This window comes from Paraburkholderia sp. CNPSo 3274 (assembly GCF_024206475.1).
Lineage (GTDB): Bacteria > Pseudomonadota > Gammaproteobacteria > Burkholderiales > Burkholderiaceae > Paraburkholderia.
In genome coordinates this window covers 94332-116722 of the sequence record NZ_JAMBPR010000001.1, presented here as the reverse complement: position 1 = coordinate 116722, position 22391 = coordinate 94332, and the positions used below count along the sequence as shown (strand labels likewise).

Here is a 22391-nt window from a genome sequence, read left to right as displayed (position 1 = left end):
CTCGTGCTGCATGCTGCTCGCGGTTTAGACGATGGTCAGCGTCACGTCGATGTTGCCGCGCGTGGCGTTCGAGTACGGGCACACGATATGTGCCTTGTCGACGAGCGCCTGGGCGGCCGCGCGATCCATGCCGGGCAACGAAATCTTCAGTTCGACTTCAATGCCGAAGCCATTCGGGATCTGGCCGATGCCGACATTGCCGGTGATCGAGAGATCGGCGGGCAGGGCGATCTTGTCGCGCGCCGAGACGAACTTCATCGCGCCGATGAAGCATGCGCTATAGCCCGCGGCGAAAAGCTGCTCGGGGTTCGTGCCTTCGCCGCCCGCGCCGCCGAGTTCGCGCGGCGTGGTGAGGCTGAGGTCCAGGTTGCTGGCGGGAATGACGGCGCGGCCATCGCGGCCGCCGGTGACGTTGGCTTCGGCGCGGTAGAGGACTTTTTCGATCGACATAACAGGCTCCTTTGAGCAAAGACGGTTCGTTGAGGGTACGGCGGAGTACGGCATTCAATTTAGTGGCGCAAGGCGACAGCCATGTGCACCAGGGTCCAGCAGAAGAGCAACGCTTGCGAATTTCCGGTCGTCATTTTTTGCATTCTATCTATTACCAGATAGATTTCCGGCCGTCGAAACACGTTCATGATGCTCCTCTTTCTAGCTATCTATCAGAAGATAGAATTCACGGCCTAATAAAAGAGGCGGCTAGCCGCCCCGTCTTACCGGCAAGAATACTTCACAGAGCCACGCGCCACATGGCTTCGACATCTTCGAGGCGCGACTTCGTATGGAACAACCGGCTCGCCAGGACGCTGCCCTGTAATGCCGCGAACAACGTACGGGCCGCACTTTCGGGCTTGCCCCTCACGACCAGCGTGCCTTCTTTCGCGCCTTGAGCCAGCACCTCGGCCAGCCAGTTTTCGTTCGCGCGGAAGAACACCTGCACAGCCTGACGCACGGTTTCCGGCAGCGACTCGATGTCGGCGGCCAGCATGCCGCACAGACAGATCTGGTTGCCGTCGCCCAGCGTCTTGCCGAAGAGCCGCGTGTACGTAGCGAGCTTTTCGCGCGCCGGGAGCGCCGCGTCGATCGATTGCAATCCCGCCATGACTTCACTGCTGTACTGGCTCACCGCTTCCAGCACCAGGTCGTCTTTCGACGGGAAGTAATAGTGGATGCTCGACGTTTTCACGCCCACCAACTCCGACAGGTCGCGATAGCTGAACCCGTTGTAGCCGCGCAGCATCATGAGGGTGATGGCGTGGTCGAGAACCTGCTCGCGCACTGTCAACTTCGTATCCATGGGCGCTAATTTATCTACTGGAAGATAGATTGTCAAGCGCCTCACGAAAATTTTCCGGTGCGCCGGGCGCGACCTCCTGGCCGCGTCCGGCGGGGCGACGTCAGATCCCGCGATGCCCGGCGCTGAAAATGAGGCGCACGCCCAGCGCCCCAATCGCGCCGGCAGCAATGCGGTCGATCCCGCTCTTGGCGCGCAGATAGAGATCGCGCGGACGCTGGCTCGAAAAGCACAGCGCGACGACCGTGTACCAGCCAGTCTCGATCGCGAAGACGAGCGGCGGCAGCGCGAAGTAGCACCACAGCGGCGGGTTATGCGGCAGGAGCGCGACGAAGATGCCGCCGTAGGCAATGGCCGTTTTCGGGTTGCTCAACTGGGTGGTCAGGCCGCTCCAGTACGACTTGCCGGGGCGCTCGCCCGGTACGGCCGTCTTGCTCACCGTGACCGGCGAGCCCGCGCCGCGCCAGATGCGCGAAGCGATGTAGAGCAGATAGGCGCCCCCTGCGATCTTGAGCGCGGCGTACAGCCAGGCAACCGTGGCGAGCAGGGTATAGAGCCCGGCGAGCGCGATGCCCGCGAAGCAGATCGCGCCCGTGCCCATGCCTAGCGCTGTGGCGACGCCGTCGCGGCGCGAGAGACCGATCGAGTTGCGCGCGACGAGCACGAAGCTCGGGCCGGGACTCATGGCCCCGAGTAGAACAGCGAGGAGAATGCTGGCAACGGCGGCGAGGGGAGACATGCTGGCGGCTCCATGCGGGAGGGAATTTCGAACACTAACACGCGCGCAGAGGCGCCGCGAGGGTTCCCCACTGGCGCCGCGGGATCGTGCCAGCCGCACTGAATAGTGCTTAGTTATCTTGAGCGATTGTGCCTGTCGCGCTCGCGATTCCAGTGGTGTAACAGCACGCGCGTTTGTTCCGCGATGCTCTGCTTCAGAAAATCGGCCTTCGTTCTGTCGATGTCGTCCCAGCCGAGCATCGTGAGCGTGGAGCGGCGCGCGATGAAGAAAAGCAGAAACTGCCCATACAGGCTGAACATGCGCACCACGGTGAGCGGATCGTCGGCCGGCATGCCGGTAATGCGTTCGAGCAGTTCCACGTTGATGGTGTTCAGCGGCGAGCGCACGCGCTCACGCAGGATTTCCGAGCCGATTTCCGGTTCGCCGCCGCCCTGTTCGCGCGCGAAGAATAGACGCTGGTCCGGCCCGTGCTGCTTGACGAAGGAACGGTCGGCCACGGCCGACTGGATGTCGATGAAGGCGTCGATCAGCGCTTCGGTGTCCGCGTTGCGCTCAAGTGCAACGCGCGCGCGTTGCACGGCCGGCTCGAATGACTGCCACGATTCGTCGGCGATCGACTCCGCGCAGGCGCGGTAGAGGCCTTCCTTGTTTTCGAAGTAATACTGCAGCGCCGGCGCGTTCACGCCCGCGCGCGCGGCGATGTCGCGCGTGGAGGCGCCGTCGAAGCCGTGCTGACCGAACAGGCTGATGGCTGCCTCGATGATCTTGCGACGTGTCTCGTCGCCACGCGCATAGCCTCCTTCGGGCGAACGTCGCAGTTTCTTGCCTTCGCTCATGCATTTCCTTTCGTATCCCTGCGAAATATAACACTTGACACAGTTTTTCCAAGTGGAATAATTTTGCCGACTGGAATAAATTGAGAAACAACAACATGTCTACGACTGCAGGCGCGCCCGGACGCGACGTGCCGGACGCCGCCGCTGCGCCCGCGCGGAGCGGCGTGAAACGAACCCTTCTGATCCTGCTGGGACTGGCAGCGCTCGTCGCTGCAGCGGTGTGGCTGGGTCACTGGTGGGTTATCGGGCGCTTCATCGAATCCACTGACGACGCCTATCTGCAGGCCGACAGCGTGACGATCGCCCCGAAGGTGAGCGGCTATGTGACGGATGTCTACGTGGCCGACAACCAGGCCGTGAAGCCGGGCGATCCGCTTGTGAAGCTCGACGCGCGCCAGTATCAGGTGGCGCTCGACCAGGCGCAGGCCACTGTCGATGCGCGCACGGCGGACATCGAGCATGCGCAAGCGCAGATCGAGCAGCAACGGGCGAACGTCGCTCAGGCACAGGCACAGCAGGAAGTCGCCCAGGTGAGCTTGCGCCACGCGAACGACGAAGTGGCGCGCTACGCGCCGCTCGCGGCCACGGGTGCGGAAACGACCGAGCGGCTTGCCGAACTCAAAAGCGAACGCGACAAGGCGCAGGCCACGCTCGCCGCAGACGCAGCCGCCGTCACGTCCGCACGTTCGCAGATCTCGGCGCTGAACGCGCAGCTCTCGCAGGCGCGCGCTCAGCTCGAGGCGGCGCGTGCGAACGCCGCGCAGTCGCAACTCGACCTCGACAACACCGTGGTGAAGAGCGCGCTTGCGGGCCGGGTGGGCGACCGCACCGTGCGCGTGGGCCAGTACGTCCAGCCGGGCACGCGCATGCTGACCGTCGTGCCGGTGCAACGCACCTACCTCACGGCGAACTTCAAGGAAACGCAGATCGGCCGTATGCGCGCGGGCCAGCCCGTGGAACTGCACGTCGACGCGCTGCCCGGCCACACGCTGCACGGCGTGGTGGACAGCTTCTCGCCGGGTACGGGCGCGCAGTTCGCGCTCTTGCCGCCTGAGAACGCCACCGGCAACTTCACGAAGATCGTGCAGCGCGTGCCGGTGCGCATCCGCCTCGAAACCGGGCCTGAAACGCGCAGCGTACTGCTACCGGGCATGTCGGTGACGGTCGATGTCGACACGCGCTCCGCACGCGAGGAAGACCGCCGTATCGACCAAGAGAACCACCGTGGCTAATACGGCTCGCGCAGCGGTGCCGCATCCGCATGGCGAGCGCGCGAGCGTGGCCGACTGGGTCGCCGTCGCGGCGGGTGCGCTTGGCGCGTTGATGGCCACGCTCGACATTTCCATTACGAACTCGGCGCTGCCGCAGATCCAGGGGCAGATTGGCGCGACGGGCACCGAGGGCACGTGGATCTCCACGGGCTATCTGATGTCCGAGATCGTGATGATTCCGCTCGCCGCGTGGCTCACGCGGGTGTTCGGACTGCGAAATTTCCTGCTCGCGAACTCGGCGCTCTTCATCGCCTTTTCGATGATGTGCGGCTGGTCGAATACGCTCGGCATGATGATCGCCGGGCGCATTGGCCAGGGCTTCACGGGTGGCGCGATGATCCCTACCGGCCAGACCATCATCCGCACGCGCCTGCCGCTTTCGCAGCTGCCCGTGGGCATGACGGTGTTCGGCCTGATCGTTCTGCTCGGCCCGCTGCTCGGGCCCGTGGTGGGCGGCTGGCTCGCGGAGAACATCAGCTGGAGCTGGTGCTTCTTCATCAATTTGCCAGTGTGTCTCGCGCTCATCACGCTGCTCCTGGTCGGGCTCGAACCCGACCGGCCGCACTGGGAAGCCTTTCTCAAGGCGGACTGGCTCGGCATTGCCGGGCTGGCAATGGGGCTGAGTTCGCTGACCGTCGTGCTCGAAGAGGGCCAGCGCGAACGCTGGTTCGAGTCGCACTACATCGTCATGCTTACGTGGGTCTCGCTCGCGGGCATGGCGCTCATCGCGCTTTCGCAGTTCACCGCGAAAAAGCCCATTTTGCGTCTCTCGCTCATGCGCAATCCACGTTATGCGAGCGTCATCATTATCGTGTTCGCGGTGGGCGCCGGGCTTTACGGCATTTCGTACCTGCTGCCGCAGTTTCTGAGCCTCGTTGCCGGCTACAACGCGCAGCAGTCCGGCGCGATCATGCTGCTTTCGGGGCTACCCGCGTTCCTCGTGATGCCGATTCTGCCGCGCTTGCTAGGCAAGGTGGATTTTCGCATCCTGGTGGTGTCCGGGTTGCTGCTCTTCACGCTGAGCTGCATGCTCGACATTTCGCTTACGGCGCAGAGCGTCGGTCACGATTTCGTCTGGTCGCAGCTCGTTCGCGGCGTGGCGCAAATGCTCGCGATGATGCCGCTGAACCAGGCCTCGATGGCGGCGGTGTCGCGCGAGGATTCCGGCGACGCGGCCGGGCTCTACAACATGGCGCGCAATCTGGGCGGGTCGGTGGGGCTTGCGATCATCGGCACGCTCATCGACCGGCGCGAAGCGTTCCATACGGCCGTGCTGCGCGAATCGCTCAGCGCCAATTCGATTATCGGCCAGGAACGTGTGGCCGCGAGCGCGGCCAACTGGCTCACGCAGACGGGCGACATGGCGTACTCGCAAATGCAGGCGCTCGGCCAGATCGCGGCGCAGATCACGCAGCAATCGATGGTCATCACGTACTCCGAAACATTCTGGGTGCTCGGCGTCGCACTGGCGGCGTGCGTACCGCTCGCGCTCCTGCTCAAGAAGCCGCAGCCTGGCGCACAAGCGCCGTCTGGCGGCCACTGAAGATTATCACTGACTCATGACGGCAACCCGTTACTCCCGACTTCCCTACGCCGCGCTGAGCGCGTTCGCCGCTGCCTGCGCGCTGGCCGCCTGCACCGTCGGCCCCGACTATCGCGGCGCACCGGCCGTCGCGCCCGAAGCGGCGAACGCCGCTTCGTTCCTGCGCACGCCCGCGCAAGGCGTGACGCCCGCGCGTGCACCGAGTCAATGGTGGCTCGCGCTGAACGACCCGCAACTGAACACGCTGATCGAAGCGGCGCTCGCCCACAATCCCGACGTGCGCGCGGCGCAGGCGCGTTTGCGCGCCTCGCGCGCGCAACTGCAGCAGCAACGCGCCGCCGAACTGCCGAAGATCGGCGCGAGCGCGGCGGCGATCCGCATGCGCCAGCCGGACCTGAGTGCTTTGACATCGTCGAGCAGCAGTTCGGGTCAGGGCGGTTCTTCGGGCGGCGGCCCGATCACGTTCTACACGGCGGGCTTCGATGCCTCGTGGGAAATCGACCTGTTCGGCGGCACGCGCCGCGCTGTGGAAGCGGCGAGCGATGAGGCCGATGCGGTGAACGCCGATCTTGCGGACACCCAGGTATCGCTCGCGGCCGAAGTCGCGCAAGCCTACATTGACCTGCGCGACGAGCAGCAGCGCCTCGCCATCGCGCAGCACACGGCGCAACTGCAGCAGGAGATGCTCACGCTCACCGAGCAGCGCCGCGCGGGCGGCACGGCGGCCGAGGTGGACGTGGAGCGGCTCACCACCCAGGTGGAAAACACGCGCTCCACGATTACGCCGCTCGCGGCGCAAGTGGAAATATCGCTGGATCAACTGGCGGTGCTCACAGGCAAGGCGCCTGGCGCGCTGGACGCGGAGCTGGCAACGGCGCAGCCGCTACCCGCGCTGCCCGCAAGCGTACCCGTGAGCGATCCCACCACGATGCTCGCGCAGCGCCCCGATATTCGCGCGGCGGAGCGGCGCCTCGCCTCGAGCAACGCGCAGATCGGCGAGCACGTGGCGGACTTTCTGCCCAAACTCACGCTGTTCGGCGACCTCGGCTTTTCGGCCGCGGAGCCGGGGCACTTGTTCCGCAAGAGCAATTTCAGCTGGGTAGGGGCGCCGTATCTGCAGTGGAACGTGTTCGACTTCGGGCGCACGTTGGGCGCGGTGCGCGGCGCGCAAGCATCGCGCGACGAAGCCGAAGCGCACTACGAAAAGGCCGTGCTCGCGGCGCTACAGGACGCGAACGCGTCGCTCTCGCGCTATGGCTATCAGCGCGAGCATCTGGTGACCTTGCAGAAGGTGCAGGTTTCCGCCGAGCGTTCTGCGACGCTCATGCGCCAGCGCTATCGCGCGGGGGCGTCGAGCCTCGTCGATCTGCTCGACACGCAGCGCACGGAATTCGCGGCGCAACAGAACGTGGTGTCGGGCCAGGCCGATTTGCTCAAGGACTTCGTGTCGCTGCAGAAGAGCCTGGGTCTCGGCTGGCAGACCACTACGACGGCCACGGCCGCGGCAGCCGCCACGCCGGGCTAACCGGGTTCGGCAGGCGCATGCTCGTGCGCGGCCGGCTCGCGATAGCCGAGCCGCGCCGAGATCGCCGCGCCCGCGCGCTTGAGCAGGGCGACGTAGTGCGCTTTCGTGTCCGCGCCGCAGCGCATGGTCGGAAACGAGATCGAGAGGCCGGCGATCACATGCCCGAAGCGGTCGAACACCGGCACTGCCAGGCACTGCAAACCCTCTTCCTGCTCTTCGTTGTCTTCACCGTAGCCTTGCTCGCGCACATGCGGAAGAATGCTCAGCACCGCGTCGGCGGAAGTGAGCGTTTTCTGCGTCGACTTCCTGAATTCCACATGCGAAAGCGTTTCCTGCGCATCGGCGGGCGGCATGAACGCGAGCAGCACCTTGCCGATTGCGGTGCTATGCAGCGGATTGCGCCGCCCGATGCGCGACTGCATGCGCAGGCCGTAATCGCAGTCGATCTTGTGGATGTAGATGATCGCGTCTTCGTCGAATGCGCCGAGATGAACCGCTTCACGCGTGGCTTGCGCAATGCGCCGCATCTCGACGTCGGCCTCGCGCACGAGGTCGACGCTTTCGAGCGCTTTCGCGCCGAGTTCGAACAGCCGGATCGTCAGACGATAACGGTCGGTTTCGACTTCCTGCGCGACGTAGCCTAGCGCCTTCAGCGTTTGCAGCACGCGGTGCACGGTGGTTTTTGAAAGCGCAAGGCGCTGCGAAAGCTCGCTGATGCCAATCGGCCCGTTCTCGCCCAGTGCGCCGAGGATCGCAAACACGCGGCCGATCGACGAGACCGATTCGCCTTTCTCCGTGCCGCCGTCCATTTCGTTCATCGCGTGCTCCTGTGCGCTGCGCTGCCCCTTACCCAAATTTGCCTTTTTTTCCACGCTTGCTGCCATTGTTGCTGGTCCATGTGAATCTCTGACGGGAGCATACCGCGTCCCGTGCGCGTCGCGTGGGCTAGCGCGCAAGCCAGCCGCCGTCCACAGCGAGCGTGTGGCCATGCACGTAGTCCGATGCCGCCGAGGCGAGAAATACCACGGGGCCTGCGAGATCAGCCGGTTCGCCCCAGCGCGCAGCGGGAATGCGGCGGAGGATCTCGCCGTTGCGCTGGGCGTCGTCGCGCAATGCAGCCGTGTTTGCGGTCGCCAGGTAACCGGGCGCGATCGCGTTGACGTTGATGCCGTGGGCGGCCCATTCGTTGGCGAGCAGGCGCGTGAGGCCCAGCACGCCGCTTTTCGAAGCCGTATAGGAGGCCACGCGAACGCCGCCCTGGAACGACAGCATCGACGCGATATTGATGATCTTGCCGCCGCCGCCCTGCGCGACGAACTGGCGCGCTGCCGCCTGAGCGAGAAAGAACACGCTCTTGAGGTTGACGTCCATGACGGCGTCCCAGTCATCCTCGCCGAAGGCGAGGGCGTCTTCCCGGCGAATCACACCGGCATTGTTCACGAGGATATCGATCCGTCCACAGGCTTCGACGGCAGCGCGCACGATGTCCTCCACTGGCGCGATCGAACCGAGATCGGCACGCACGTCGACGAAGCTGCGGCCGAGGGCCTCGACACGCGCAGGCGTGTCGCCGGGCTCGCCCCGGCAAACGCCGACGATCTCGCAACCCGCCTGCGCGAGCGCGAGCGCCATGCCCGCGCCGAGCCCCGTGTTGCTGCCGGTGACGATGGCGATCTTGCCGCTGAGATCGAACGGATTGAACGTACTGAATGCCATGAGTGCGTGCGCCTCGTGTCGTAGGTCTATACCGGTGCGTGGTTCAGCGCAGATCGCGCACGGCGAGATGGCCCATGTCGCCGAACACCTGGTTCTCCCCAACCATGCCCCAGATGAACGTATAGGCGCGCGTGCCGACGCCCGAGTGGATCGACCAGCTCGGCGAAATCACGGCCTGTTCGTCGTGCACGAGGATGTGCCGCGTTTCGTGCGGCTCGCCCATCATGTGGAAGACGGCTGCGTCGTCGGCCACGTTGAAATAGAAGTACACCTCCATGCGCCGCTCGTGCGTGTGGCAAGGCATGGTGTTCCAGAGGCTGCCGGGTTCGAGTTTGGTCATACCCATCGAAAGCTGGCAGGTGGGCAGTACCTCCGGCACGATGAACTTGTGGATCGTGCGCCGGTTGCTCGTGGCCGCTTCGCCGAGCGTTTGCGGCAATGCTTCGGATAGCGAAATGGTTCGCGTGGGATACGCCGTATGCGCGGGCGCGCAGTTGAGGTAGAACTTCGCGGGCCGCGCCGGCTCGTCGCTGCCGAATGCGATGGCCTGCGTGCCCTTGCCGATATAGATTGCTTCCTCGTTGCGTACCGCGTGACGCACGCCGTCCACGTCCACCCAGCCGTCGCCGCCGATATTGATCGCGCCCAGTTCGCGCCGCTCCAGCAGATAGCTCACGCCGATCGACTTCCCGAGCGCGGCGCTCACCTCGACCGCGCGCGTCTCGGGAAACGCGCCGCCCACGATGATGCGGTCCACGTGGCTGTAGGTGAGCGTCAGCGCATCGGGCTCGAACACGCGTTCGATGAGGAACTCGCGGCGCAGTCCCGCCGTGTCGAGCGTCTTCGCGTATGCGCTGTTGAGGCTTTGTCTGACTTCCATGCCCTGCCTCCGTCGGACGGGCGGTGCGCCGTCTCTCGTGGACTATAGTGCAGATTCATGTTTTCGGAACATCGGTCCGGAAATGTTGCGACGCCATAGCGCGTTTGGCAAGCGGTCTGCCCAAATAGTGAATCCTCAGCGGGTAAACGTTGATGATTTTCAGCGTAAAAATCGGAACGACGTTCCTTTCACGCTGCTATCCTGTTTCCGGAAAGGGAGCACCGCGAGAAAAAGCTGGACGCGCCAATGTGCCGATCCGGCAACCGGATGCAAAGTCCACGGAGGAGGCATGAAACTGAAGAAGGCCATAGACCGCATACCAGGCGGCCTGATGCTGGTGCCGTTGCTGCTCGGCGCCTGTGTTCATACGTTCGCGCCCGGCGCTGGCAAGTACTTTGGTTCGTTCACCAATGGATTGATCACCGGCACCGTCCCGATTCTCGCCGTGTGGTTCTTCTGCATGGGCGCGACCATCGACCTGCGCGCGACCGGCACCGTGCTGCGCAAGTCCGGCACGCTGCTCGTCACGAAGATGATCGTGGCCTGGGTCGCCACGCTGGTCGCCGCGCATTTCATCCCCGTTGACGGCGTGCAAACCGGGCTCTTTGCCGGGCTCTCGGTGCTCGCCATCACGACCTCGATGGACATGACCAACGGCGGTCTCTACGCAGCCGTGATGCAGCAATACGGCACGAAGGAAGAGGCGGGCGCGTTTGTGCTGATGTCGGTCGAGTCGGGGCCGCTCGTCAGCATGATCATCCTCGGCGCGACTGGCGTGGCCTTTTTCGAGCCGCGGCTTTTCGTCGGCGCCGTGCTGCCGTTTCTGATCGGGTTTGCCTTAGGCAATCTCGATAGCGATCTGCGCGAACTGTTCGGCCGCTGCGTGCATCCGCTCATTCCGTTCTTTGGCTTTGCGCTCGGCAACGGCATCGATCTCAACGTAATCGTCACGAGCGGCATCCCGGGCGTGTTGCTTGGGCTTGGCGTGATCGTCGTGACCGGCATTCCGCTGATTCTTGCCGATCGCCTGATTGCGGGCGGCAACGGTGCCGCGGGGCTCGCGGCTTCGTCCACGGCGGGTGCGGCGGTAGCGAATCCGGCCATCATCGGCGAGATGATTCCGCGCTTCAAGCCGCTCGTGCCGGCGGCAACGGCGATGGTCGCCACTGCCTGCCTCGTGACCGCGATACTCGTGCCGATGCTCACGGCGCTGTGGGTGCGCCGCCGAAGCGCGCGCGATGCGCTGCTTCAGGAACTCATGGAACCGCCCGTGCCGCCCGTCGCGGGGCGCGATGCCCACGTTTGATTCACAGGCGAGGTCCCCGCGCGCTTTCCACGCGCAGGAACCTTGCGTCAGCTGCGTGCCTCGCCGCGCGCCATGCTGCCGAGCACGCCGTCGCGGCGAATGAGCGCGTGAAAGAGCGCGGCGCCCAGATGCAGCAGGACGGTCGCGTAGAGCGCCATGGCAAGCCACGTATGCGCGGCGCGCAGCCATGCATAAAGTGTGACGTCATGCGGCACAATCGGCGGAAGGTGCACGCCGCCGAACATCACGATGGGATAGCCGCCCGCGGATAGCATCGACCAGCCGATCAGCGGCATGGCGATCATCAACGCATAGAGCACGAGATGCGAGGCGTGCGCGCCAAGGCGCTGCCATATGGGCAGATCGGCGGGCAAGGGGGGCGCGCCGCGCGTGAGCCGCACGGCCAGGCGCAGGAGCACGAGCGCGAGCAGCGCGATACCCAGCGGCCGGTGGAGCGCGAGCAGGGTGTCATGCAGCCTCGAGACGGTCGAGACCATTCCCACGCCAACGAACAGCATCGTGACGATCAGGATTGCCATCGACCAATGCAGAAGGCGCTGGAGTGCGCTGAAGTGTTGGCCCGGTTGTTTCATGGCTGCGCGCCTCCATGCGTTTGCGCGAGGTTGGCTTCCTCACGCGTGCGTCGATTGAACGAAACGGAATACGCTGCCGAACGGGCGGCGAGCAAGGGGTCGTCCGAAGGCTTCAGGCCGCTCGGCAAGATGGTCGGATCGTAATTCACGTCGCGGCACATGCCGTTGGCTTGCGGTTCGGCACGCTGCAATACCAGTGTGCCGGCGTCGATCTGCTGGCGGTCCGCGGGCCATGACTGGGTGGCGTCGTTCGTGGGGTCGCCGGGTGCTGCGACCGTGAGCACCAGATGCCAACGTAGCGGCCCCCCAGCGAAACGCGTGGAAAAGTCGTCGGCGAGGAAGTTCGGGTCGGCTTTTTCTGCGGGCGTTTGCGGTGCGTAGGCCACTTCGGGCACGGTCTGCCAGCGCACGGCATGCGGGTTGCCGGCGGCGTCGGTCGCGATGAACGCATTGACGCTGTAGAACGCCGTGTTAGCGAAACTGGAGGAGGGCGGGTGCGCCTTCAGCCACGTGCGGAACGGCAGCGTTTCCGGGTTCGCCTGGAAGAAGGCGTCGAGCTTCGCGGGGTCGGGCTTGCCCGTTGCCGGATCCGGTTTCGAGGCGACCAGTTGGCTATAGAACTGCTTCGGGGTGCGAACGACGAAGATTGGCACGGAATTCATGCCGGTGCGCCACTGCTCGCCGTCCTGCAACTGGAAGAGTAGCGCCATGCTGCGCACGGGCGTGCTCGCGTCCGGCGCGGCAGGGTTGCTGCCGGGAATGGCGAAGCGTCCAATCACGGGCGTGCGTCCTGGCGCGAACACCGCCGCTCGCGAGACTTGCGCGCCGTTTCCGTTGCTTTCGAACCAGCCTTCCACGCAGAGTCCCTTGGCGTGATTGCGCCGATAGCCCGTATGGATACCGTAGTTCGACTCGAACGTATTGATGATGTGCGGCGCGGTTATGCGATTCGGCGTAAGCCAACCGGCCGTCCATGCAAACGCCGCGCCAGCGCAACCCACCACGGCAGCGATGGCCGCGAGCCGGCATGGCACGCAGATCGAGGTGCGGTTCACGGGCGTGCTCCGGCGTGCGCGCGCTGCAACGCAAGCGAAAGCGAAATGTGTGCGAGTGTGTGCATGATGGATCCAGTCGATGGCGCCAGGGGCGTTACTGGCGTCAACAACACGTCTGCGCGTTTTATTCCATGCGCGAAGCAAAATCGTGCAACCATGCTCGAGCTTACACCGCTGAAAGCGTTGAGCAGATCAGGTGCACGAAGGAGAGAGCGATGCTGACTGGCGGCTGTTTATGCGGCAAGGTCCGCTACCAGATTTCGGCTGCGCCGGTTGGCAGCACGGTGTGCCATTGCGTGGATTGCCGGCGCGCAACGGGCGCGCCGTTCGTCGGCTGGATCAGCGTGCCCTGGAGTGCGTTCCGGCTCGTTGCGGGCGCAACGAAAACGCATGCGTCGAGTCCGGGCGTCGAGCGCGCGTTCTGCGCCGATTGCGGCACGCCGCTCACCTACCGGCATGCGACGTTCGCGGGCGAGATCGACGTTGCGACAGGCACGCTCGATCGTCCCGACGACGCGCCGCCCGACAATCACAGCTGGACCTCGCAAAAGCTTGCCTGGGTGCAACTCGCGGACGGCTTGCCGCACTATCCGCGTGCGCTTCCCGCACCGTAAGCCGGAAAAGCGCGCGCGTTTTCAGCGTGAAGCGATCAACGATGCTCGGAAACGAACTTCGTGACGAGATAGGCTTCCATCGCTTCGCTGCCGCCTTCCGAGCCGTAACCCGAATCCTTCACGCCGCCAAACGGCGTTTCCGGCAGGGCGAGGCCATGATGGTTGATCGACAGCATGCCGGTTTCCACGTCGTCGGAGAGTGCGGCCGAGGTCGCGCTCGAACGCGTGTAGGCATACGCGGCGAGACCGTACGGCAGACGGTTCGCTTCGACGATCGCGTCCTTGTAGCTCGAGAAACGCGAGATCGGCGCGATCGGGCCGAACGGCTCTTCGTTCATGATGCGCGCGGAAAGCGGCACGTCGGTGAGCACAGTCGGCGCGAAGAAGTAGCCTTCGCGGCCCACGCGCTCGCCGCCCGTCAGCACCTTCGCGCCCTGTTCGCGCGCATCGGCCACGAGGCGTTCCATTGCGGCGAGGCGGCGATCATTCGCGAGCGGGCCCATCTGCACGCCGTCTTCGAGACCGTTGCCCACCTTGATCGCGCGCGTCGTCGCGACGAAGTGCTCGACGAACTCGTCATACGCGGCGTCTTCCACCATGAAGCGCGTGGGCGAGATGCAAACCTGACCCGCGTTGCGGAACTTCGCGCTCGCGAGCAGCTTCGCGGCGCGCGGCACGTCGGCGTCGGCGAACACGATGGCGGGGGCGTGGCCGCCCAGTTCCATCGTCGCGCGCTTCATGTGCTCGCCGGCCTTCGAGGCGAGCAGCTTGCCCACCGGCGTCGAGCCCGTGAACGAGATCTTGCGGATCGCCGGATGCGCGATCAGGTACGACGACACTTCCGAAGGCACGCCGAACACGAGGTTCAGCACGCCTGCGGGCAGGCCCGCGTCGGCGAACACCTTCACGAGTTCGGCGCAGCTGGCCGGCGTTTCTTCCGGTCCCTTGAGCACGACGGTACAGCCCGAGGCGAGCGCGGCCGACACCTTGCGCACGGCCTGGTTGAGCGGGAAGTTCCAGGGCGTGAACGCGGCGACCGGACCCACCGGCTCGCGCGTGACGATCTGGCGAACGGCGTCCGAACGCGACGGGATCACGCGGCCGTACGTGCGGCGGCCTTCTTCGGCGAACCAGTCGATCGTGTCGCCGCCTGCGAGCGTTTCGAGCTTCGCTTCGCCAAACGGCTTGCCCTGCTCGCGCGTCATGATCGCGGCGATGTCGTCTGCGCGATCGCGCAGCAGTTGCGCGGCGCGGCGCATGAGCTTGCTGCGCTCGAGCGGCGAGACCTTGCGCCATTCGCGGAAGGCGCGCTCGGCTGCGGTGGCCGCATCCGAAAGGTCCTGCTCGCTTGCGAGGCTCAGGCGGCCGATTTCCGCTTCGGTCGCGGGGTCGATCACAGCAATCGTCTTCGCGCCGGCGCGCCATGCGCCGTCGATGTAGATCTGGGTGTTGGGATAGGGCTTCACGCTGGAACTCATGATGGGACGATCCTTTTCAACGGTTCAACGACAGGCTCCCGCCGCGCGCACGGCAAAGCGCGCAGGCGGGAGCCGGAAAATGCGGAGCGCCCATTGTGCCACTGGTTCGCAGATGCTGCAGGGCGTGCCATTGCGAAGGATACGTTGGCCCTTTTTAACCCACACTATGAGAAGAAGCGCATCAACGGGTCAAAACTCGAGCGTTGCGTTGGCCACGAAGAAGACAGGAAAAAAAAGCGGCGCCCGAAGGCGCCGCAAATAGGGAAACAGAAAAGAAATCGTAAGGCCGTGTCTTGCGTCGGGCTCAGCTCAGCTTCGTGACCGGCGCAACGGCCGCGGGGTCGCTGATGCTCGGCCGGCCGTTCTCGATGTGTCCGGCGAAGCGCCAGGCGAACGTGGCGTCGTCGCGGCTCGTGACCGTGAGGTCGTACCAGTGATGGCTCGCGGCGAGGACCCAGACTTCGTCGACTTGAGCGCCGGCCGGCACGACCACGTTGCGCTCGTGCGCGCCATAGGCGTTGTCGCTCACGTTCAGGTGCGCGACGCTGCTGCCCGCGTTCGAGAACCTGAGGAAGAGGTTGCCGTTGGCCACGTCGTAGTGCGCAGTCACGGCAGGCGCCGGTGCGCGGCCAGACTTGCCCGGACCCGATTGCGCGGCCGTACCCGCAAAGCGGCGCAGGAAGCCGTTCGGGCCATGCACCTCGAACGCATAGACGCCGTTCGTCACGCTCAGGTCCCACGTGTCGTCGAGCGACTTGCCCGCTTCGACCGTATAGCGCCACGGGCCGTCACTGCGGTTCGTGCCGTACACGTAGAAGTGCGCGCCCTGACGGCCCTTGTTCGCGAACGTGATCGAAAGCGTGTTGTTCTGCGCTTCGGGCTTCGCGTTCACATGAAGCTCGTAGGGCAGCGCGCGCGCGTAGCGCACGCCGGGCTCCTGCGCGTCGATCGGCAGCGGCGTGGCCGGCACCGTGGGCGCCGAGTTGGCCGAGCACTGGTTGTCGGCGAGCGTCATGTAGTTGCTCGTGTCGGGCAGCGTGGGCATCGTGGCGTCGGGCGTGCGGAAGTCGAAGCACGTGGTGAGGTCGCCGCACACCGCGCGGCGCCACGCCGTGATGTTGGGCTCCTGCACGCCGAAACGCGCCTCGATGAAGCGGATCACCGAAGTGTGGTCGAACACCTGCGAGCAGACGAAGCCGCCCTTGGTCCACGGCGAGACGACCGTCATCGGCACGCGCGGTCCCAGGCCATAGGGCAGGCCGTCGGCGGTGTATTTGCCGCCGCGCAGCGGGTTGACCACGTCGTGGATCTCGCCGTCCACGTTCACCGTCGACTTGCCCTGCGTGGACGTCGTGGGCGGCTGCGGCGGCACGATATGGTCGAAGAAGCCATCGTTCTCGTCATACATGATGAAGAGCACGGTCTTGCTCCACACGTCGGGGTTCGAAGTCAGCGCTTCGATGATCTGCGAGGTGTATTCCGCGCCATAGGCCGGCGTGTACTTCGGATGCTCCGAGAACGCGGCCGGCGGCAGCAGCCACGAGACTTGCGGCAAATTGTTCTGGAGTACGTCGTTTTTCAGGTCGGCGATGGTGCGCACCGTTTGCGCGCGCTGGTAGAGCGCCGAGCCGGGCTGCGCGTTGATGAAATTCGCGAAGTTCTGCAGGATGTTCGTGCCGTAGTTGCCGTTCAGCGGGTCGCTGCCGTTCGTGCCCTGCTGGTAGATCTGCCAGGAGACGCCGGCGGCCTGCAGGCGCTCGGGGTAGGTCGTCCACGAAAGCAGTTGATACGTCGGCGGCACGTCGCCGTCCACGAAATCGTTGTTGTCGAGCAGCGGGCCGCCCATCGTGCCGCTCGGATCGACCATGCCGGTCATGAGATACGAGCGGTTCGGGTGCGTCGGGCCAGGCAGCGAGCAGAAGTAGTTGTCGCACACCGTGAAGGCGTCGGCCAGCGCGTAGTGGAACGGGATGTCCGCGCGCAGGTAATAGCCCATCGTCATGTCGGTCTTGTACTGCGGCCACTGGTTGTACAGACCGTTGTTGATCGCGTACTGCGTCGGGTACCACGAGTGGTCGAGGTCGCCCACGCATTGCGCGCTCGTCTTGAACGTGTCGAGGTGGAACGGCAGCACGGGCTTCGTGGCGTCTTCCTTCGAAGGCTGATACCACACCGGCAGGCCGCCCGGCAGCGCAATGGGCAGGCGGTCGTTATAGCCGCGCACGCCGCGCATATGGCCGAAGTAATGGTCGAACGAACGGTTCTCCTGCATGAACACGACGATGTGCTCGACATCGCGGATCGTGCCCGTGCGCGAATTGGCCGGAATGGCCAGCGCATTGCGGATCGACTCGGGAAGAACGGTCATCGCTGCGGCGGCGGCGCCCGATTGCGCGACGGTCTGCAGGAAACGGCGACGGCTGTTTGACGTCATTGTTGCTCACCTTTCTGCTTGGGGTTGGAGTGTCGTGCCCGACGGCGTACTGGCCCACGGGCACGCAGGTGCAATGCTTCAATGGCTGGACGTTGCGGGACTGCTTGAATCGTTGCCGTTGCTGGCCTGGGTCTGCGCGCTGTCTCCAGGCGCGTAGCTCAAGACTGGCGTGACCTGGTCGCTGTCGGCGGCGAGGCTGGCCTGTGCGCCTTGCACGGGGTCGCTCGCGGTGTTCGCGGCGGTTGCCGCGTTCGCGCCATAAGCGGGTATGGCGCTCGGGTTCGTCGAGGTGTTCGTTGAGGCGTTCGCCGACGTGCTCGCCGGCGTGTTTGTGTCGGACGTTGGCAACGGCACTATCCGCGCGCTATTCGCCAATGGCGATTGCGCTGCGGCGCTCTGGTTTTCCGATGTATCCGGCGTCGGCGAAGCCGCCGACGAGCCGTAGCCCGGGCCGCATGCATCGAGCATGATGGTTGTGAGTACAACGATCGTCGCGGTCGACAGGGTCGTCGACACGCGCTTGGGAAGGCGTATTCTCATGTGCGCATCCGTTCTGTGGGGATGGGGCGCGCACAGTTTCGCCGTCGTTGAAGAAAGAATTGTGAAATGCACGAAAACGTTTGCAGGCGATGAATTTCCTTTGCAAACGTGCTGTGCGAAAAGCATTCGCTGCCGGTGGTCAGCTAACGAAAAGCTTTCACTTCGCGGAGCCGATTTCGTGAGCGGGACGCAGCACGTCGGTCGCGCGATGCGGCATCGCGACTTGATCGATCAGGAACACTTCGCCGCGCGAGTGCTCCGCGCGCAGCGGCAGGATCGCTCGATAGGCGCTGGAGCGATACCACGCGCGCGCGATCTCGCGGCTGGCGAATTCGATCATGATGAGGTCGCCGGAAAACTTGCCCTCGAGCTGCTCCACGCGTCCACCGTGAATGATGAAACGGCCGCCGAAAGGGGCGAGCGTGGCGTCGATCTTCTCCAGATATTCGACGATGGCGGGGCAAGGTTCGACGTCGCGCAGATGGGCAATGGCGTAGGCGGTCATGGCAGGTCTCGTGAGCGTGAAAGGGCGGGTCAACGCTTACGAGAATAGGGCGCGCTGGGTAGGGAATCGATTACCTGGCAGGTAAAGGCGCCGCTGCGTCGGGCTTAGGCTGAAGGCGTGCGGCGGGGTAAAATACACACCATCCGAAGTCCGGACCGAGACGTTTTCGCTTTTCGCCACCGCCGCCATGAACCCGTCACCCGAGAATAAACCCGCGCGCAAGCAGCCGCCCACGTGGCTGCTGAACACCCTCACGGCGCTCGTTGGCGTGCTTACGCTCGCGCTGGGTATCGGCTGGATCGTCTACAAGTGGGTCGTCGATCTGGAGATTCCGTACTTCGCCATTCCGCTCGTGATGTGCGTGCCGGTGATCGCCGCCGTGGCGTTCCGCAACATCTGGGATTGAGGCGCGCGAGCACCTCTCGCATCCCCCGGATTTTCAAACCCCGTTTCAAACGCCGAAGCGCTCCGCGCACGCCGCGCGCACGCGCTCCACTACGGCGCTCCATGCTTCGTTCATGCGCTGGCGGAACAGGCGGATCGTGCCCGGATACCACGGCGAATCTTCGCGGTCGTGCATCCAGCGCCAGTCCAGGTCGTACTGCGGCAGCAGCACCCAGCACGGCTTGCCGAGCGACGCCGCCAGATGCGCCGTGGACGTATCCACGCAAATCACGAGATCGAGCTGCGCGATGATCGCCGCGGTATCGACGAAATCGCCCACATCGGTGCCGAGGTGCAGCAGAGGCAGGCTTGCCGGCGGATTCTGCGCCTCGTCTTCTCCCTGACCTTTTTGCAGGCTCACGAACTGCACGTCCGGCAGGTTCCAGAGCGGAGCGAGCGCGGCAAGCGAGGGTAGCGAGCGGTGCGCGTCGTTGAAATGCTTCGGGTTGCCCTTCCAGACGATGCCGATGCGCCGGCCTGGCGAGAGCGTGGCGAGGCGCGCGCCCCAGTGCTCGACGAGCGCGGGCTCGGGCGTATAGACGAGCGGCGCGGGGATCGTCTCCATCGTCGTGCCTAGACGGTGCGGCGCGCTGATCGGGCTCACCCAGTAGTCGAAGTGGCCGGCTGCAGCCGCGCCGGCTTCGTGGTCGAGCACGGCGTCGATGCCTTCCACGCCGCGAAAGAGCCGATGCAGGGGCGGCTGGCAGGCGAACGCGACGTGCGCCGCGCCCTGCGCCTTGAGCACGCGCGCATAGCGCCCGAATTGCAGCATGTCGCCGAGGCCGTCTTCCTGCCACAGCAGCAGCGATTTGCCAGCGAGCGGCTCGCCGTGCCACGCGGGACATTGCAGCAGACGTTGCGTCGCGTGATGCACGAAACCGGGCATCGTATAGCGGCATTCGTAGCGCGCGAAGCCTTCTTCGAAGCGGCCCATGCTGATGAGCAGCGTGGCGAGGCGGAATTTCGCGTCGCCGTATTCGGGGTTCGTAGCAAGCGCGCGGCGGTAGCCGGCCTCCGCTTCGTCGAGCCGGCCGTACTCCTTGTGCAAGCTCGCGATATTGAAGTGCGCCTCGGCGAAATCGGGCCGTACGGCCACGGCTTCATGGAGCACCTCGAGCGCTTCGCCGCGGCGCCCGAGCGCCATCAGCACACAGCCGAGATTGTTATAAGCCTCGACGCGGCCCGGCAGGCGGCGCAGCGTCTCGCGATACGCCGCCTCGGCCTCGGGTAGCCGCTCGAGCGTATGCAGCGCGACGCCGAGGTTGTACTGCGCTTCGGCGTGGTTCGGCGCGAGTGCGAGCGTCTGGCGGAAAGCCACCTCCGCCTCGGGTACGCGCTTGAGGTCGGTGAGCACGCAACCGAGGTTGTTCAGCGCATCGATGAAATTGGGGCGAATCTGCAGCGCCAGGCGAACCGCGAGTTCCGCTTCGGTGAGCTTGCCGGACGCCTTGAGCAGCGTGGCGAGATTGTTGAGCGCCTCCGGATACTGCGGGTGGATCAGCAGGGCCTGCCGAAAGGCCTCGGCGGCCTCGTCGCCGCGCGCCTTATCCCGCAGCAGTGTGCCGAGCGCGTTGTACGCCTTCGCATGGCGCGCATTCGCGGCGATGGCGCCGCGAAACGCGCTTTCGGCTTCTGCGTGGCGGCCTTGTCCCTGCAGCAGGAGGCCGAGGTTGTAGTGGGCGTCGGCGTGAGCAGGGCAGTCCGCGAGCACAGCGCGAAAGGCAGCTTCCGCTTCGGCGTGGCGCGTCTGGCGCTGCAGGACGACGCCCAGATTGCTGCGTGCGTCGGCGTCGGCGGGCGCCAGGCTCAGCAGCCGTTCATAGAGCGCCTGGGCTTGATCGAGGACGCCGAGCGCCGCAAAGAGTGCGCCGAGACCGCTGTACGCCTGCGCGAAGTCGGGCTTTGCCGCGAGGCAGCGCTGCCACAACGCCTGGGCGCGCGCCGCGTCGCCCGTGCCCATTGCGCTCAGCGCCGCGAGATTGAGCGCCGGCGCGAGCGCGGCGTCGTCCGTTGCCCCGTGTTGGCCGCCGACATGCGGTTCGAGCAACGCAAGCGCGTCGGCAAAGCGGTGCGCTTCGCAGTGCGCATTGGCTTCGCGCAGGATGTCGTCGGGGGCGGGCGCGAGGGGCGTCGAAATGGTCACAGTGAAAATCGTAAGAGACGGGGCGCGGCGCGTGGGCGACACGGACAATGCGGCAGTGTCGAGATTACGACAGCTCGTGCTCAGTCAACGGTGCGAATTGAGCGCATCCGGTGCGCTTATTCGGGCGATAAGCATATCTGGCCCGGAAACGCTTGCAGATCGCTTGCGAATGGAGCGGACGCCGTGGGTAGACTGTAAGGGGGCGTTCCCGGCGCGTAGAAAGGGGATCGTCGCCGTGGGCCAACCTGCCCGATTGATTAGACTTCCGAACGATATGCCATCGCGCGCGGCGAACCGGGCCGCGCGCGATGGCGCGTATCAGGGCACCAGCACCTGCCGCCCGACCACCTTGCCCCGCACGAGCGCATCGAACGCCTCGTTGATTTCCGTGAGCGGTCGAATAGAGACCGGCGAGGGCTGCATCTTGCCTTCGCGCATCAGCGTCACGAGTTCGCGCAGCTCGGGCAGTGTGCCCACGTAGCTGCCCTCGATCTTCAGCGGCCGCATCGGGATGATGGGCAGCGAGAACGTGAGGTCGCCGCCCATCAGCCCGACGATCACCACGTGGCCGCCGCGCGCGCAGGCGTCGAGCGCGAGCTTGACGGTGGGCGTCGCGCCCACGAGGTCGAGCACCGCTCGTGCGCCGCCGCCCGTTGCGGCGATGATCTGTTGCACGGCATCGTCCGCGCGCGCATCGATGGCCGCGAGCGCGCCCGCCGCAAGCGCGGCTTCGCGCTTGGCGGGGTCCACGTCCACCACGATCGCGCCTTGTGCGCCGATCGCCTTGAGCACTTCGAGTGCCATCATGCCAAGGCCGCCCGCGCCGATCACGACCACGGGGCCGTCATGGATGCGCGCGCCGAACTTCTTCACTGCCGAATACGTCGTGACGCCCGCGCAGGCGAGCGGCGCGGCCTTCGCGGGATCGAGGCCGGCGAGGTCCACGAGATAGCGCGGATGCGGCACGATCACATAATCCGCAAAGCCGCCGTCACGCAGTACGCCGAGCGACTGCGGCTTCGCGCAGATATTCTCTTCGCCGCGCTTGCAGGCCGCGCATTCGCCGCAGCCGATCCACGGATGCACGACGGCCGACGTGCCCGCCGCGAGCGCTTCCGGCGCGGTTTGCGCGTCGGGGCCGAGCGCCGCGACCTCGCCGCAGATTTCATGGCTCGGCGTGAGCGGCAGCTTGATGCCGCGGTCGGCGAGCGAGAGCTTCTTGCCGCCGCCCAGGTCGTAATAGCCCTCCCAGATATGCAGATCGGAGTGGCACAGCCCCGCGGCCTTCACGCGCAGCAACACCTCGGTGCCCTTGGGCTCGGGCACGTCGCGCTCGACCAGTTCGAGCGGCTTGCCGTGATGGATAACGCAGTAACAGCGCATTTGCATCGATGTCTCCGTGAGTGTTGTGTACGGCGGCCAGGCACGGCCAGGCGATTGCAGCGTCTTTGCATCATAGCCGATGCGATATAAAT

The 22391-nt window shown here is 65.3% G+C and carries 21 protein-coding genes; 6 read left to right on the top strand and 15 right to left on the bottom strand.

What is annotated here, in order from left to right; all coding sequences use genetic code 11:
• Positions 1-24: 24 nt before the first annotated feature.
• From M3I54_RS00480 to M3I54_RS00465, 4 genes are all read right to left on the bottom strand, one after another.
• Positions 25-450 (bottom strand): organic hydroperoxide resistance protein, encoded by a 426-nt coding sequence (locus M3I54_RS00480; RefSeq protein ID WP_254332136.1) that lies wholly within the window; start codon positions 448-450, stop codon positions 25-27.
• Between the two features lie 280 nt (positions 451-730).
• Positions 731-1297: a TetR/AcrR family transcriptional regulator gene (locus tag M3I54_RS00475; protein WP_254332134.1), complete on the bottom strand. Its 567-nt coding sequence runs from the start codon at positions 1295-1297 to the stop codon at positions 731-733.
• Between the two features lie 100 nt (positions 1298-1397).
• Positions 1398-2033, bottom strand: a complete 636-nt coding sequence (locus M3I54_RS00470) for a LysE family translocator (RefSeq protein ID WP_254332132.1) — start codon at positions 2031-2033, stop codon at positions 1398-1400.
• Positions 2034-2146: 113 nt separating this feature from the next.
• Positions 2147-2869, bottom strand: a complete 723-nt coding sequence (locus M3I54_RS00465; RefSeq protein WP_254332130.1) for a CerR family C-terminal domain-containing protein — start codon at positions 2867-2869, stop codon at positions 2147-2149.
• Between the two features lie 95 nt (positions 2870-2964).
• Here M3I54_RS00465 and M3I54_RS00460 point away from each other — a divergent pair, with 95 nt between their 5' ends.
• The 3 genes from M3I54_RS00460 to M3I54_RS00450 are packed head-to-tail and all read left to right on the top strand — an operon-like array spanning position 2965 to position 7208.
• Complete coding sequence (locus M3I54_RS00460; RefSeq protein ID WP_254332128.1) at positions 2965-4101, top strand: HlyD family secretion protein; 1137 nt, start codon at positions 2965-2967, stop codon at positions 4099-4101.
• Positions 4037-5683 carry an MDR family MFS transporter gene (locus M3I54_RS00455; protein ID WP_375542072.1) on the top strand — a complete coding sequence of 549 codons (1647 nt, stop codon included), beginning with the start codon at positions 4037-4039 and terminating at the stop codon, positions 5681-5683. Before M3I54_RS00460 ends, M3I54_RS00455 begins: the two co-directional genes overlap by 65 nt.
• A 16-nt stretch (positions 5684-5699) precedes the next feature.
• A complete protein-coding gene (locus M3I54_RS00450) occupies positions 5700-7208 on the top strand; it encodes an efflux transporter outer membrane subunit (protein ID WP_254332126.1) in 1509 nt (502 codons plus the stop codon).
• Here M3I54_RS00450 and kdgR read toward each other — a convergent pair.
• The 3 genes from kdgR to kduI all read right to left on the bottom strand — a co-directional run bounded on the left by kdgR (position 7205) and on the right by kduI (position 9804).
• A complete protein-coding gene (gene kdgR / locus M3I54_RS00445) occupies positions 7205-8026 on the bottom strand; it encodes a DNA-binding transcriptional regulator KdgR (protein WP_254332125.1) in 822 nt (273 codons plus the stop codon). The genes M3I54_RS00450 and kdgR overlap by 4 nt on opposite strands.
• A gap of 127 nt (positions 8027-8153) precedes the next feature.
• Entirely contained in the window at positions 8154-8924 is a 771-nt protein-coding gene (gene kduD / locus M3I54_RS00440) for a 2-dehydro-3-deoxy-D-gluconate 5-dehydrogenase KduD (RefSeq protein ID WP_254332124.1), read from the bottom strand.
• A gap of 43 nt (positions 8925-8967) precedes the next feature.
• Positions 8968-9804, bottom strand: a complete 837-nt coding sequence (kduI, locus tag M3I54_RS00435) for a 5-dehydro-4-deoxy-D-glucuronate isomerase (protein ID WP_254332122.1) — start codon at positions 9802-9804, stop codon at positions 8968-8970.
• A 289-nt stretch (positions 9805-10093) separates the two neighbouring features.
• On the opposite strand from kduI, the gene kdgT reads away from it, so the two are divergent.
• The gene (gene kdgT / locus M3I54_RS00430; protein ID WP_254332120.1) at positions 10094-11110 is read left to right on the top strand and encodes a 2-keto-3-deoxygluconate transporter; all 1017 of its coding nucleotides are present in this window, start codon (positions 10094-10096) and stop codon (positions 11108-11110) included.
• Positions 11111-11157: 47 nt separating this feature from the next.
• Here the strand turns inward: kdgT and M3I54_RS00425 are convergent, their stop codons facing one another.
• Positions 11158-11703 (bottom strand): cytochrome b, encoded by a 546-nt coding sequence (locus tag M3I54_RS00425; RefSeq protein ID WP_254332118.1) that lies wholly within the window; start codon positions 11701-11703, stop codon positions 11158-11160.
• Complete coding sequence (locus M3I54_RS00420) at positions 11700-12758, bottom strand: catalase family peroxidase (RefSeq protein ID WP_254332116.1); 1059 nt, start codon at positions 12756-12758, stop codon at positions 11700-11702. The genes M3I54_RS00425 and M3I54_RS00420 overlap by 4 nt, the downstream gene beginning before the upstream one ends.
• Positions 12759-12973: 215 nt before the next feature.
• Between M3I54_RS00420 and M3I54_RS00415 the strand changes: the two genes are divergently transcribed.
• Complete coding sequence (locus M3I54_RS00415) at positions 12974-13372, top strand: GFA family protein (RefSeq protein WP_254332114.1); 399 nt, start codon at positions 12974-12976, stop codon at positions 13370-13372.
• Between the two features lie 35 nt (positions 13373-13407).
• Here M3I54_RS00415 and M3I54_RS00410 read toward each other — a convergent pair whose 3' ends face one another.
• The 4 genes from M3I54_RS00410 to M3I54_RS00395 form a co-directional block, all read right to left on the bottom strand.
• The gene (locus tag M3I54_RS00410; protein WP_201700195.1) at positions 13408-14850 is read right to left on the bottom strand and encodes an NAD-dependent succinate-semialdehyde dehydrogenase; all 1443 of its coding nucleotides are present in this window, start codon (positions 14848-14850) and stop codon (positions 13408-13410) included.
• A 304-nt stretch (positions 14851-15154) separates the two neighbouring features.
• Positions 15155-17284 carry a phosphocholine-specific phospholipase C gene (locus M3I54_RS00405; RefSeq protein WP_254332112.1) on the bottom strand — a complete coding sequence of 710 codons (2130 nt, stop codon included), beginning with the start codon at positions 17282-17284 and terminating at the stop codon, positions 15155-15157.
• Positions 17285-17362: 78 nt separating this feature from the next.
• Positions 17363-17824: a hypothetical protein gene (locus tag M3I54_RS00400; RefSeq protein WP_254332111.1), complete on the bottom strand. Its 462-nt coding sequence runs from the start codon at positions 17822-17824 to the stop codon at positions 17363-17365.
• Between the two features lie 157 nt (positions 17825-17981).
• Positions 17982-18329 (bottom strand): DUF1330 domain-containing protein, encoded by a 348-nt coding sequence (locus tag M3I54_RS00395; protein WP_254332110.1) that lies wholly within the window; start codon positions 18327-18329, stop codon positions 17982-17984.
• A gap of 187 nt (positions 18330-18516) precedes the next feature.
• Here M3I54_RS00395 and M3I54_RS00390 point away from each other — a divergent pair, with 187 nt between their 5' ends.
• The gene (locus M3I54_RS00390) at positions 18517-18735 is read left to right on the top strand and encodes a hypothetical protein (protein ID WP_028206128.1); all 219 of its coding nucleotides are present in this window, start codon (positions 18517-18519) and stop codon (positions 18733-18735) included.
• Positions 18736-18780: 45 nt separating this feature from the next.
• On the opposite strand, the gene M3I54_RS00385 is transcribed toward M3I54_RS00390, so the two are convergent.
• Together M3I54_RS00385 and M3I54_RS00380 are read right to left on the bottom strand one after the other, a co-directional pair.
• A complete protein-coding gene (locus M3I54_RS00385) occupies positions 18781-20916 on the bottom strand; it encodes a tetratricopeptide repeat protein (RefSeq protein WP_254332109.1) in 2136 nt (711 codons plus the stop codon).
• A gap of 318 nt (positions 20917-21234) precedes the next feature.
• On the bottom strand, positions 21235-22299 hold the full coding sequence (locus M3I54_RS00380) for an alcohol dehydrogenase (RefSeq protein ID WP_254332316.1): 1065 nt from the start codon (positions 22297-22299) through the stop codon (positions 21235-21237).
• Between the last annotated feature and the right edge of the window lie 92 nt (positions 22300-22391).